Here is a 12,587-nt window from a genome sequence, read left to right on the forward strand (position 1 = left end):
ATGCCATGACCCGCCTGCTTCTCGCCGGTCTTCTCGCCCTGTCCGCCATCGCGCCAGCTGCCGCCCAGCCCTTCGGCTATGGGCCGGGCCCCGGCCGCGGCAATCCCGAACTGCGCGCCGAGCGCTTCGAATGCCGCCAGGAGGCCCGTGCGCGCGGCTATCGCGGACCCGCCGTCCGCGCCGCCGTCCTCGACTGCCTGCGCGCCCGCCGCCCGGATCTTGCCCGCATCGTCGAGTGCCGCCAGTCGGCCCGCGCCCACGGCTACATCCCGCGCACGCCCGAGTTCCGCATGGCCGTGCGATCCTGCCGTTTCGGCTGACCCGTTGATCTTCGGCGCCTGGCGGCCCACAAGGCGCTCCGGTTCCCCGGAGCGCCTTTCGTGAAGCTCGTCATCTTCGACTGCGACGGCACCCTCGTCGACAGCCAGCACCTCATCGTCGCCTGCATGGACGCGGCCTTCATCTCGCTCGGCCGCACGCCGCCGAGCCGCGAGGCGACGCTGTCCATCGTCGGCCTGTCGCTGTTCGAGGCCTTCGCGGTGCTGACGAGCCCCGAGGACCCCGACATTCCCGCGCTCATCGAGGCCTACAAGGGCGCCTTCCATGCCGAGCGGCAGAAGCACGGCCATGCCGAGCCGCTCTATCCCGGCTGCCGCGAGGTGATCGAGTGGGTGGCGGCGGAGAAGGCGGCCCTCGGCATCGCCACGGGCAAGTCCCAGCGCGGCGTGCGCATCGTCATGACCCATCACGGCCTGATCGACCGCTTCGCCACGATCCAGACCGCCGACGACGCGCCCTCGAAGCCCCATCCCGGCATGATCCTGCAGGCGATGGCGGAGGTCGGCGCGGTGCCCGAGGATACGGTGATGATTGGCGACACGACCTATGACATCGACATGGCCCATGCCGCCGGCGTCGGCTCCATCGCCGTCACCTGGGGCTACCATGCGCCGGAGGCGCTCCTGCGCTCCCGCCCAAACGCGATCGCCAGGACCTATGGCGAGGTCCCGGCGATCCTGAAGCGTCTGTGGGGCGTGTGAGGCGGGCCTCGCCCGTGCTCAGGCCTTGTCAGTCTTGGCGGCCTCGCCGGCCAGGAACTTCTCCAGCCAGTGGATGTCGTAGTCGCCGGCGATGATCGACGGGTTGCGCACGAGGGTGCGGAACAGCGGCAGCGTCGTCTCGATGCCGTCCACCACGAACTCGTCGAGGGCGCGGCGCAGGCGCGCCAGGCACTCGGCTCGGGTGCGGCCATGGACGATCAGCTTGCCGACCAGCGAGTCGTAGTTCGGCGGGATCGTGTAGCCCTGGTAGGCGTGGCTGTCGACGCGTACGCCGATGCCGCCGGGCGTGTGGAACAGGTTGAGCTTGCCGGGCGAGGGCCGGAAGGTCGCCGGATTCTCGGCGTTCACGCGGCACTCGATGGCATGGCCCTCGATGACGATGTCCGACTGCTTCACCGAGAGCTTCTGGCCCGAGGCGATCTTGATCTGCTCGTTCACGAGGTCGACGCCGGTGATCATCTCGGTCACCGGATGCTCGACCTGGATGCGGGTGTTCATCTCGATGAAGAAGAACTGCCCGTCCTCGTAGAGAAACTCGATCGTGCCGGCGCCGACATATCCCATGTCGGCCATGGCCTTGGCGCAGATGCCGCCGATCTCGGCCCGCTGCTCCGGCGTGATGACCGGGGAGGGGCCTTCCTCCCAGACCTTCTGGTGCCGGCGCTGCAGCGAGCAGTCGCGCTCGCCGAGATGGATGGCATTGCCCTGGCCGTCGCCGAGGATCTGGATCTCGATATGGCGGGGCTTGCCGAGATATTTCTCGATATAGACCGCGTCATCGCCGAAGGCGGCCTTGGCCTCGGTCTTGGCGGTCTGCAGCGCGACCTCCAGCTCGTCCGCCGTGCGGGCGACCTTCATCCCGCGACCACCGCCGCCGGCGGCTGCCTTGATGATGACGGGGAAACCGATCTCGGCGGCGACCTTGCGGGCCTCCTCGTCATCGGAGATGCCACCTTCCGAACCGGGGACGGTGGGGATGCCCAGGCGCTTCGCCGTGCGCTTGGCCTCGATCTTGTCGCCCATGATGCGGATGTGCTCGGACTTCGGTCCGATGAAGGTGATGCCGTGGCTCTCGAGGATCTCGGCGAAGCGGGCATTCTCGGAGAGGAAGCCGTAGCCGGGATGGACGGCCTCGGCGCCGGTGATCTCGCAGGCCGCAAGCAGCGAGGGGATGTTGAGATAGCTCTCGCGGGCCGAGGGCGGGCCGATGCAGACGCTCTCATCGGCGAGCTTCACATGCATCGAATCGGCATCTGCCGTGGAATGGACGGCGACCGTCGCGATTCCGAGCTCCTTGCACGCCCGGAGGACGCGCAGGGCGATCTCACCGCGATTGGCGATCAGCACCTTGTTGAACATGGCGCTGCGCTCACTCGATGATCATCAGCGGCTCGCCGTATTCGACCGGCCGGCCGTCGTCGAACAGGATGCGCGTCACCGTGCCGGAGCGTGGGGCGACGATGTCATTGAAGGTCTTCATCGCCTCGATGAGGCAGATGCGGTCGCCTTCTTTCACGGCCGAGCCGACCTCGACGAAGGGCTTGGCGTCGGGCGAGGCGCGGCGATAGGCGGTGCCGACCATGGGCGAGGGCACGGCGCCCGGATGCTTGCGCGGATCATCGCCCGAGGCCGCAGGAGCCGCGACGGCGGCGGGAGCGGCAGCCGCGGCCACCGGGGCCGGCGCAGGCGCCGCGGCGACCGGCGCCGCGACCGTCGCATGGACGGTGACCTGGCGGGCGACGCGGATCTTCAGCGCCTCGAGCTCGATCTCGATCTCGGTGAGATCCGTGTCGGCCAGCACCTGGGCCAGCTCACGGATCATCGCCGTATCGATGGAGGATTTGCCTTTGTTCATGGTGGCCTCTTGGGGCTCGGCGCGGCGGGGGCCGCTCACGCCTTGGCCGGAAGCGCCGCGACGGCGGCGATGGCGAGCGCGTATCCCATGGGGCCGAGCCCCACGATGATGCCGCGCGCGACGGGTGAAAGGAAGGAATGGTGCCGCACGGCCTCGCGCGCATGCACGTTGGTGATGTGAACCTCGATCATCGGCACCCCGGTGCCGCGGACGGCATCGGCGAGGGCGAGCGAGGTGTGGGTATAGGCGCCGGCATTGAAGACGACGCCCTTGAGCGTGCCGGCGGCGAAGGCGCGGCCGGCCTCGTGCAGCCAGTCGACGAGCACGCCCTCGTGGTTCGACTGGCGGAAATCGGCGGTGAGCCCGTGCTTTGCTGCCTCGTCCCGGCACATGACCTCGACATCGGCCAGCGTCGTCGCGCCGTAGATGGCGGGTTCGCGCGTGCCGAGGAGGTTGAGGTTCGGGCCGTTGAGGATGAGGACGGTGCTCATGCGCCGGGGTCTTGGATCCGCGTCGAGGGTCCGTGGCGCGACCGGGCCGGCGGGCCGGAATCGATCACGCGCCCCGCGGCGGAAGCCGCGTCACGGGCGGGTCCTTATAGGCGGATCGGCGGCGGAAGCAAAGCGAGGGGTGTGGATGGGCCGGCCGCCCTCACGCCGGCCTTGCCAGCGCCGCCCCTGGCCAGACCTTCTTGGCGACGCGGGCATATTGCGGCGGATAGTTCAGCTCGACGCCGAGTTCCTCTGCCGCGTGCCAGCCCCAGCGCGGGTTGTCGAGCAGGCCGCGGCCGATGGCGACCATGTCGGCGGCGCCGGACGTGATGACCTCCTCGGCCTGGCTCGGCGTGTTGATGAGGCCGACCGCGCGGGTGGCGATGCCGCTGCCGGCCTTCACCGCCTGGGCGAAGGGCACCTGGTAGCCCGGCTTCACGGCGATGCGGATGCGCGGCGTGACGCCGCCCGACGAGACGCAGACGAAATCGAGGACGGCGCCCTTTAATTCCGCAGCGAGCGCCACGGCGTCGGCGACCTGCAGGCCCTCCTCGGTCCAGTCCTGGCCGGTGATGCGGGCGCCGAGCGCCACATGGGCGGGGAGCGCCGCCTTCACGGCCGCGGCGATGGAGAGCGGCCAGGCGAAGCGGTTGTCGCGGCTGCCGCCGAACCCGTCGGTCCGGGTGTTGGAGATCGGGCTGATGACCGAATGCAAGAGATAGCCATGGGCCATGTGGAGCTCGACTGCGTCGAAGCCGAGGCGCACGGCGCGCTTGGCGGCATCGACGAAGGCCTGGGCGATGCGCAGCTTGTCCTGGGCCGTCATCTCGCGCGGCATGTGCCAGCCCTCATCGAAGGGGATGGCCGAGGGGCCGACCGTCGCCCAGGGGTCGGCATTGTCCTTCAGCGGACCACCGCCCTCCCAGGGGCGCTCGGAGGAAGCCTTGCGGCCGGCATGGCCGATCTGGATGCCGAACTTCGTGCCGGGCAGGGCGACCGCCCGGGCGGCGTCGAGGACCCGCTTCAGCGCGCGCTCGTTGGCGTCATTGTAAAGGCCGACGCAGCCATGGGTGATGCGACCGAGCCGCTCCACCGCCGTCGCCTCGACGACGACGAGGCCAGCGCCGGACATGGCGAGGTTCATCAGGTGCTGCAGGTGCCAGTCGTTCATGCAGCCATCGTCCGCCGAATACTGGCACATCGGCGCCACAACGATGCGATTCGGCAGGGTGACGGGGCCCAGTGCGAAGGGCGTAAAAAGCTGGCTCATGACGGTCTCTGGCGGCGGCTGGACGGCGAGGGGACCTGAAAGGCCTGTCGCCCGCAACTAGCTGGGGCGCAGGGCTCATCTGCCAAGGGTGACGCATGGGCAGCCACGGGCCATGCATTTCCCGCATGTGCTGGGCGCAGCCCTCTCCCTCCTTCGATCCGATGGCAGGTGGGGCAAAATCACACTAGAGAACGATCATCTTTCCCTGGCTCGTCCGGGAGATCGTCTGTCCTGCGATGCTCCGCAGGGCGATGCGATCGTCCCGCCCCGCGTGATGCCCATGACCGCCATGACCTCCGACGCCGCTGCCATCGGCGACCGCCTTGCGCGCCGCAACGCCGTCATCCTCGCGGTCGCGACAGCGCTGGCGGGCGCCAACACCACCGTCATGTTCGCAACCGGCGCCATTGTCGGCGCGCAGCTCGCCCCGGTCCGTTCGCTGGCGACGCTGCCGATCTCGATCTTCGTCGTGGGCCTCGCCGCGGCCTCGCTGCCCGTTGGCATGCTGGTGCGCCGCTATGGCCGCCGCACCGCCTACCAGCTGGCAACCTTCGCCGGCATGCTCACCGGTCTCTTCGGCTATCTCGGCGTCACGCTGGCGAGCTTCCCCGTCTTCTGCCTGGCGACCTTCTGCGCCGGCTTCTATGCCTCCGCCGCCCAGAGCTACCGTTTCGCGGCCGCCGACACCGCCTCCGACGGCTTCCGGCCCAAGGCGATCTCCTGGGTCATGACCGGCGGCGTCATTGCCGGCGTGGTCGGCCCGCAGCTCGTGGTCTGGACCAAGGATGCCCTGCCGCCGGTGCTCTTCGCCGGCACCTATATCGGCCAGGCCGTCGTGGCGCTGCTCGCCGGCGTCATCCTATCCTTCATCGACATCCCCAAGCCGAAGCCGGCGCCCGCCGGCACGGTGTCGCGTCCGACGATCGAGTTCTTCAAGAACCCCGCCTTCGTCACCGCGGTCATCTGTGGCGCCGCCACCTACATGCTCATGAATTTCGTCATGACGGCCGCCCCGCTCGCCATGATCGGCTGCAACCACACGATCGATGACGCGGCCTACGGCATCCAGTGGCATGTCATCGCCATGTATGCGCCGAGCTTCTTCACCGGCAGCCTGATCGCCCGCTATGGCGCGCCGCGCGTCGTCGCGGTGGGTCTGGTGCTCACCGCGCTCTCGGCGGTGGTGGCCCTGCTCGGCCTCACCGTGCCGCACTTCTACGCCGCCCTGGTGCTGCTCGGGCTCGGCTGGAACTTCGGCTATATCGGCGCCAGCGCCATGGTGGCCGCGACCGCGCGCCCCGAGGAGCGCACGCGCGTCCAGTCGGTCAACGACTTCTGCGTCTTCGGCGTCATGGCCATCGGCTCGTTCTCCTCGGGCAAGATCGTCACGACCTATGGCTGGGACATGGTGAACTGGGTGGTCTTCCCCATCGTCGCGCTCGCGGCCGTGGCGCTCGTCATGGGTGCGCGCCGGCAGCCCGTACCGGCCTGAGCCGGCTCATCGGCCTCTAATCGTTCCAAATCCCTGCATAACTGCCGAAAGGACGAGGTCCGGAGCCCCCGGGCGCGTTGCTTCGCCGCAGGGACTTTGGCAGAAATGTGCCCGGACTCGCGGCGGGCCCGGCTTTTGGCCGTCCCGCCTCAAAACAAGACGAGCAGCCAACTCCGCCCTTCAGGGCAGGACGGCGGTCCCCACGGGCCGACGGGACAGAGGAAACATCGATGAATACAGCTTTGTGGGTCATCATCGGCTGCGGACTGTTGTCCGTGGTCTATGGCGTCTGGGCGACGAAATCGCTCATGGCCGCCGACGCCGGTTCGGCGCGCATGCAGGAGATTGCGGGCGCCGTGGCCGAGGGTGCCGCGGCCTATCTCCGCCGCCAGTACACGACCATCGCCATCGTCGGCGTGGTGATCCTGCTTCTCGTCGGCTGGCTGCTCGGCACGGCCGTGGCGGTCGGCTTCCTCATCGGTGCGGTCCTTTCGGGCGCCGCCGGCTTCATCGGCATGAACGTCTCGGTGCGCGCCAACGTCCGCACCGCCCAGGCGGCCTCGCAGTCGCTGGCCGCCGGCCTCGACATCGCCTTCAAGGCGGGCGCGGTCACCGGCCTCCTCGTCGCCGGCCTCGCCCTCCTCGGCGTTGCCGTCTACTTCTGGGCCCTGACCGGCCCGGGTGGTCTCGCCCCGACCAGCCGTACCGTGATCGACGGCCTCGTCGCCCTCGGCTTCGGCGCCTCGCTCATCTCCATCTTCGCCCGTCTCGGCGGTGGCATCTTCACCAAGGGCGCCGACGTCGGCGCTGACCTCGTCGGCAAGGTCGAGGCTGGCATCCCCGAGGATGATCCGCGCAACCCCGCCACCATCGCCGACAACGTGGGCGACAATGTCGGCGACTGCGCCGGCATGGCCGCCGACCTCTTCGAGACATATGCGGTGACCGTCGTCGCCACGATGGTGCTCGCCGCCATCTTCTTCGCCGGCACCCCGGCGCTGCAGTCGGCGCTGATCTACCCGCTCGCCATCTGCGCGGTCTGCATCATCACCTCGATCATCGGCACCTTCTTCGTGAAGCTTGGCGCCAACAACTCGATCATGGGCGCCCTCTACAAGGGCCTCATCGTCACCGGCGTCCTGTCCATCGGCGGCCTCGCCATCGCCACCCAGTTCGTCACCGGCTGGGGCACGATCGGCACCGTCGGCGGCAAGGCCATCACCGGCTCGGCGCTCTTCGCCTGCGGCCTGGTTGGTCTCGCCGTCACCGGCCTGATCGTCTGGATCACCGAGTACTACACCGGTACCGGCAAGCGCCCGGTCGTCTCCATCGCCCAGGCCTCGGTCACCGGCCACGGCACCAACGTCATCCAGGGCCTCGCGGTCTCGCTGGAATCGACGGCGCTGCCGGCCATCGTGATCGTCGGCGGCATCATCTCGACCTTCCAGCTGGCCGGTCTCTTCGGCACGGCGATCGCGGTGACCACCATGCTCGGCCTCGCCGGCATGATCGTCGCGCTCGACGCCTTCGGCCCGGTCACCGACAATGCCGGCGGCATCGCCGAGATGGCGGGCCTGCCCAAGGAGGTCCGTCACTCCACCGACGCCCTCGACGCGGTCGGCAACACCACCAAGGCCGTCACCAAGGGCTATGCGATCGGCTCGGCCGGCCTCGGCGCCCTGGTGCTCTTCGCCGCCTACAGCTACGACCTCAACTACTTCATCACCGAGGCCAACAAGGCGGGGTCCACCGCCTATGGCTACTTCAAGGGCATGAGCCCGGTCACCTTCGACCTCTCGGACCCCTATGTCGTCGCCGGCCTGATCTTCGGCGGCCTCATTCCCTACCTGTTCGGCGGCATCGCCATGACCGCCGTCGGCCGCGCCGCCGGCTCGGTCGTGGAGGAGGTCCGCCGCCAGTTCAAGGAGAAGCCGGGCATCATGGCCGGCACCGACCGTCCGGACTACGGCCGTGCGGTGGACATGCTGACCAAGGCGGCGATCAAGGAGATGATCATCCCCTCGCTGCTGCCGGTCCTTGCGCCGCTGGTGGCCTATTTCGCCGTGCTCGCCATTTCCGGCTCCAAGGCCTCGGCCTTCGCCGCGCTTGGCGCCTCGCTGCTCGGCGTCATCGTCAACGGCCTCTTCGTCGCCATCTCGATGACCTCGGGCGGCGGCGCCTGGGACAATGCCAAGAAGAGCTTCGAGGACGGCTTCGTCGACAAGGACGGCGTCACCCATCTCAAGGGCTCCGAAGCCCACAAGGCCTCGGTGACCGGCGACACCGTCGGCGACCCCTACAAAGACACGGCGGGCCCCGCCGTGAACCCCGCCATCAAGATCTGCAACATCGTGGCCCTGCTGCTCCTGGCGATCCTCGCCCACTGAGCCGCGCCCCGGCGTGACAGGCAAAGCCCCGCGGGAGCGATCCCGCGGGGCTTTGTCATTCCGGGGCGCTGGTGCGCGGCAAGCCCCACGAAAAAGCCCCGCCGGAGCGGGGCTTGGGGGGCAGGGCCGGGCAGGGCTGCCTCAGGTCCTCGGACCCATGATGATCTGGCGGAGCAGGTTCGCCTCCTCGCCGCCGGTGACGGTCGAGCGCGAGATGAAGTCGAAGACCTTGCCGTCCTGAAGCCCGTAATTGGCGATGCGCTCCACCTTGCGCTGGCCGTTGAAATAGACGGCGAGCACGTTGCGCTCCACCGTCTGCGGCGTCTGGAAGGTGAAGGTCCGGGTCTGCTTCTCGGAGATGTAGTAGAAGACGTCGCCATTGATGGTGGAGATCGTCGTCGGCGTGCCGAGCGCGATCATCACCTGATCCTGGCTGTTGCCTTCCTTCACCTGAGCGAGGGCTTCCTCGTTGGGGATATAGCCGCGGTTGAAGGTCTCGCCGACGCGGAACTGGGTCGGCGTTGGCAGGCTCGGCGTGAGCGACGACACCGACGGACCCTGCGAACAGGCGGCGAGAAGCGTGCCGACACCGGCGACGGCCATCACCCGCAGGGAACGAGACGGAACGGACTTCATGCGCGAACGACCTTTTCCCACCGGCCGCCACCTCTGGCGGACGCCCTCGCTTGACACGGGGGCGCGTTGACTTAACTCCCGTCCGCCACCATTTCAACCCGAAGGCGGAAAACCGGATGATCCTCGGCCTGTTTCGGCGGAAGAAGAGCGAGCCGACCATCGACAGCCTTTACGGCACCATCGTGGCGCAGGCTCGCCAACCCGTGTTCTTCACAGCCTGCGGCGTGCCCGACACGCTCTGGGGGCGCTTCGAGATGGTCGTGCTCCACGCCTTCCTCGTGCTCCACCGGCTGAAGGGGGAAAGCGAGGAGCGCCGCGCGCTCGGCCAGGCGCTGTTTGACCGGCTGTTCCTCGATTTCGACCGGGGACTGCGCGAGGTCGGCGTCTCCGACACCAAGGTGCCCCGCAAGATCCGGCAGATGGGCGAAGCCTTCTATGGCCGCATCCAGGCCTATGATGAGGCCCTCGCCGCCGAAGATCCGGGCCGGCTGGAAGACGCGCTCGCTCGCAATGTGCTGTCGGCGCCCGGCGCGGACACGCGCGAGCTCGCGGCCTATGTGCGGCGCACCGCCGCGCATTTCGCCGCGGTCCCCTACGAATCGTTCCTGGCGGGCGAGGTCGCCTTCCCGCCGCCGCCCAACGGAGAGCCGGCATGACCGGAGAGACCGGGCGCCCCCGCGCCCCTTCGCCACAACTGCCGCGCTGGCCGGTGCGGCTGGTCGATGTGCCGGCGGGCGGGCTGCATGTCCGCCGCCGCGACCTTTCTGACGCGGACCGTGCGGCCTTTGCCGCGCAGATCGGCGTCGCGGGCCTGCGCGCCTTCGACCTCGACATCCACGTGCGCCCCTATCGCGGCGATGGCCTGGCGGTGGAGGGGCGCGTCACCGCCGAGGTCGACCAGACCTGCGTCGTCACCCTCGAGCCGATGGTGAGCCGCATCGACGAGGAGGTGGAGATCACTTTCCGCCCCGAGGACAAGATCACCACCAAGTTGGTCGAGGACGAGGAGGACGGCCTGTCCATCGACGCGTCGCATGCGGCCGATGACCCGCTTGTCGGTGGCGTGATCGATGCGGCCGCCATCGCCGCGGAATTCCTCGCCCTCGGCGTCGATCCCTATCCGCGCAAGCCCGACGCCGTCTTCGAGAAGCCGGAGGGCCTCGGCGAGGGCTCGCCCTTCGCGGGACTTTCCAAATTGAAGCGCCGGACCTAAACAGGCGCCGCGGATCGCCTGCCTCTTGTGCAGGCAGTCCCAAACGCTATTGTCCCGGCTCCCGCGGCCCCGGGGTCGTGCCGTCTCCCGACGGTGCGCCGTGGCGGCCCACGCAACGGAACGTCGTATGTCCGATAAGGTACGGCTGGCCCTCGACGTCATGGGGGGAGATTTCGGCCCCTCCGTCGTCGTGCCGGGCGCGGAGATCGCCCTGTCGCGTCACGCGGACCTCGAATTCGTGCTGGTGGGCGACGAGCGGCAGATCACGCCGCTTCTGGCCGCCAATCCCCGCGTCAAGGCGCGCGCCACCATCGTTCATGCCGACGTCGCCATCCGCATGGACGACAAGCCCTCGCGGGCGCTGCGCTATGGCCGCCGCGTCTCCTCGATGTGGCGGGCCCTCGACGAAGTGAAATATGGCCGCGCCGATGCCGCCGTCTCCGCCGGCAATACCGGCGCGCTGATGGCCATGGCCGCCTTCAACCTGAAGACCATGGCCTATGTCGAGCGCCCGGCGCTCGCCGCGCTCTGGCCGACGCTGCGCGGCGAATCCATCGTGCTCGACATGGGCGCCTCCATCGGCGCCGATGCCGCGGCCCTCGTCGACATGGCGGTGATGGGCGCGGCCATGGCGCGCGTCGTCTTCGACCTGGAGCGCCCGACCGTCGGCCTGCTCAATATCGGCGTCGAGGAGGTCAAGGGCCTCGAATTCATCCGCGAGGCCGGCCAGATCCTGCGCGAGGCGAACCTGCCCTCGCTCGACTATCGCGGCTTCGTCGAGGGCGACGATATCGGCAAGGGCGTCACCGACGTCATCGTCACCGAGGGCTTCACCGGCAATATCGCGCTGAAGACCGGCGAGGGCACCGCCAAGCAGATCGGCGAGTATCTGCGCTCCGCCATGTCGCGCACCTGGCGCGCCCGGCTCGGCTATCTCCTCGCCCGCAACGCCTTCGCGACGCTGCGCGAGAAGATGGACCCCCGCAAGAGCAACGGCGCGGTCTTCCTTGGCCTCAACGGCATCGTCATCAAGAGCCATGGCGGCACCGACGCGCTCGGCTTCGCCAGTGCCGTCGACCTCGCCTATGACATGGCGCGCTACGATCTCCAGGCGAAGATCCGCTCCATGCTCGAAGCCTATCACGCCCTGCGTCCGGTGCCGCCGGCCGCTCCTGTCGAGGCCGCATCGTGACCCTGCGCACCGTGGTGCGCGGCGTGGGCAGCTATCTGCCCGCCCGCGTGATGACCAATGCCGAACTCTCAACCCTCGTCGACACCTCCGACGAGTGGATCGTCCAGCGCTCGGGCATCCGCGAGCGGCACATTGCCGCGGAGGGCGAAACGACCTCCGATCTCGGCCTCGCCGCCGCCCGCAATGCGCTGGCCGCCGCCGGCATGGACGCACAGGACATCGACCTCATCGTCCTCGCCACCTCGACGCCCGACCGCACCTTCCCGGCGAGCGCCACGACGATCCAGGACAAGCTCGGCATCCGCCATGGCGCCGCCTTCGACCTGCAGGCCGTCTGCTCCGGCTTCGTCTTCGCCCTGGCCACCACCGACAAGTTCCTGCGGTCGGGGAGCCACAAGCGCGCGCTGGTGATCGGCGCCGAGACCTTCTCGCGCATCCTCGACTGGACCGACCGCACCACCTGCGTGCTGTTCGGCGACGGCGCTGGCGCCGTGGTCGTCGAGGCGCAGGATCAGCCGGACGGGCCCGGCGGACGCGGCATTCTCACCACGCATCTGCGGTCCGACGGCCGCCACAGCTCCAAGCTCTATGTCGATGGCGGCCCCTCGCTGACCCAGACCGTCGGCCACCTGCGCATGGAGGGCCGCGAGGTCTTCAAGCACGCGGTGGGCATGATCACCGACGTCATCAACGACGCCTATGCCGCGACCGGCACCAGCTCGGCGGACCTCGACTGGTTCGTGCCCCACCAGGCCAACAAGCGCATCATCGACGCCTCGGCCGAGAAGCTGAAGATCGCGCCGGAGAAGGTCGTCATCACCGTCGACCGCCACGGCAACACCTCCGCCGCCTCCATCCCGCTCGCCCTCGACGTGGCGGTGCGCGACGGCCGCATCCAGCCCGGTCACCTCGTCATGCTCGAGGCCATGGGCGGCGGCTTCACCTGGGGCTCCGCGCTGGTGCGCTGGTAGGGCCACCGCCGGCGAACAA

The 12,587-nt window shown here is 69.0% G+C and carries 13 protein-coding genes; 8 read left to right on the forward strand and 5 right to left on the reverse strand.

Translation table 11 applies throughout. The features are described from left to right. The first annotated feature begins 5 nt into the window (after positions 1 to 5). Together C8P69_RS03245 and C8P69_RS03250 are read left to right on the forward strand one after the other, a co-directional pair. Positions 6 to 320, forward strand: coding sequence for a hypothetical protein (locus C8P69_RS03245; RefSeq protein ID WP_108174410.1), 315 nt, complete (start codon positions 6 to 8; stop codon positions 318 to 320). Positions 321 to 380: 60 nt separating this feature from the next. Continuing rightward, entirely contained in the window at positions 381 to 1,040 is a 660-nt protein-coding gene (locus C8P69_RS03250) for an HAD-IA family hydrolase (protein ID WP_108174411.1), read from the forward strand. A gap of 18 nt (positions 1,041 to 1,058) precedes the next feature. Here the strand turns inward: C8P69_RS03250 and accC are convergent, their stop codons facing one another. The 4 genes from accC to C8P69_RS03270 form a co-directional block, all read right to left on the reverse strand. Continuing rightward, positions 1,059 to 2,420, reverse strand: coding sequence for an acetyl-CoA carboxylase biotin carboxylase subunit (accC, locus tag C8P69_RS03255; RefSeq protein ID WP_108174412.1), 1,362 nt, complete (start codon positions 2,418 to 2,420; stop codon positions 1,059 to 1,061). 10 nt (positions 2,421 to 2,430) lie between these two features. Continuing rightward, positions 2,431 to 2,916: an acetyl-CoA carboxylase biotin carboxyl carrier protein gene (accB, locus tag C8P69_RS03260; RefSeq protein WP_108174413.1), complete on the reverse strand. Its 486-nt coding sequence runs from the start codon at positions 2,914 to 2,916 to the stop codon at positions 2,431 to 2,433. Positions 2,917 to 2,951: 35 nt separating this feature from the next. Beyond that, positions 2,952 to 3,407: a type II 3-dehydroquinate dehydratase gene (gene aroQ, locus C8P69_RS03265; RefSeq protein ID WP_108174414.1), complete on the reverse strand. Its 456-nt coding sequence runs from the start codon at positions 3,405 to 3,407 to the stop codon at positions 2,952 to 2,954. A gap of 160 nt (positions 3,408 to 3,567) precedes the next feature. Then, positions 3,568 to 4,677: an NADH:flavin oxidoreductase/NADH oxidase gene (locus C8P69_RS03270; RefSeq protein WP_108174415.1), complete on the reverse strand. Its 1,110-nt coding sequence runs from the start codon at positions 4,675 to 4,677 to the stop codon at positions 3,568 to 3,570. A gap of 280 nt (positions 4,678 to 4,957) precedes the next feature. Between C8P69_RS03270 and C8P69_RS03275 the strand changes: the two genes are divergently transcribed. After that, positions 4,958 to 6,169: an MFS transporter gene (locus C8P69_RS03275; protein ID WP_108174416.1), complete on the forward strand. Its 1,212-nt coding sequence runs from the start codon at positions 4,958 to 4,960 to the stop codon at positions 6,167 to 6,169. A 230-nt stretch (positions 6,170 to 6,399) separates the two neighbouring features. Then, the gene (locus C8P69_RS03280) at positions 6,400 to 8,556 is read left to right on the forward strand and encodes a sodium-translocating pyrophosphatase (protein WP_108174417.1); all 2,157 of its coding nucleotides are present in this window, start codon (positions 6,400 to 6,402) and stop codon (positions 8,554 to 8,556) included. A 141-nt stretch (positions 8,557 to 8,697) separates the two neighbouring features. Here the strand turns inward: C8P69_RS03280 and C8P69_RS03285 are convergent, their stop codons facing one another. Further along, positions 8,698 to 9,192, reverse strand: coding sequence for an outer membrane protein assembly factor BamE (locus C8P69_RS03285; protein WP_108174418.1), 495 nt, complete (start codon positions 9,190 to 9,192; stop codon positions 8,698 to 8,700). Positions 9,193 to 9,308: 116 nt separating this feature from the next. Here C8P69_RS03285 and C8P69_RS03290 point away from each other — a divergent pair, with 116 nt between their 5' ends. The 4 genes from C8P69_RS03290 to C8P69_RS03305 all read left to right on the forward strand — a co-directional run bounded on the left by C8P69_RS03290 (position 9,309) and on the right by C8P69_RS03305 (position 12,568). Then, entirely contained in the window at positions 9,309 to 9,848 is a 540-nt protein-coding gene (locus C8P69_RS03290; protein WP_108174419.1) for a ubiquinol-cytochrome C chaperone family protein, read from the forward strand. Then, a complete protein-coding gene (locus tag C8P69_RS03295) occupies positions 9,845 to 10,405 on the forward strand; it encodes a YceD family protein (protein WP_108174420.1) in 561 nt (186 codons plus the stop codon). The genes C8P69_RS03290 and C8P69_RS03295 overlap by 4 nt, the downstream gene beginning before the upstream one ends. 127 nt (positions 10,406 to 10,532) lie before the next feature. After that, positions 10,533 to 11,597 carry a phosphate acyltransferase PlsX gene (gene plsX / locus C8P69_RS03300; RefSeq protein WP_108174421.1) on the forward strand — a complete coding sequence of 355 codons (1,065 nt, stop codon included), beginning with the start codon at positions 10,533 to 10,535 and terminating at the stop codon, positions 11,595 to 11,597. Beyond that, positions 11,594 to 12,568 carry a beta-ketoacyl-ACP synthase III gene (locus C8P69_RS03305; RefSeq protein WP_425440735.1) on the forward strand — a complete coding sequence of 325 codons (975 nt, stop codon included), beginning with the start codon at positions 11,594 to 11,596 and terminating at the stop codon, positions 12,566 to 12,568. Before plsX ends, C8P69_RS03305 begins: the two co-directional genes overlap by 4 nt. Positions 12,569 to 12,587 lie beyond the last annotated feature (19 nt).

The sequence above is a fragment of the Phreatobacter oligotrophus genome, assembly GCF_003046185.1.
GTDB classification, from domain to species: Bacteria; Pseudomonadota; Alphaproteobacteria; order Rhizobiales; family Phreatobacteraceae; genus Phreatobacter; species Phreatobacter oligotrophus.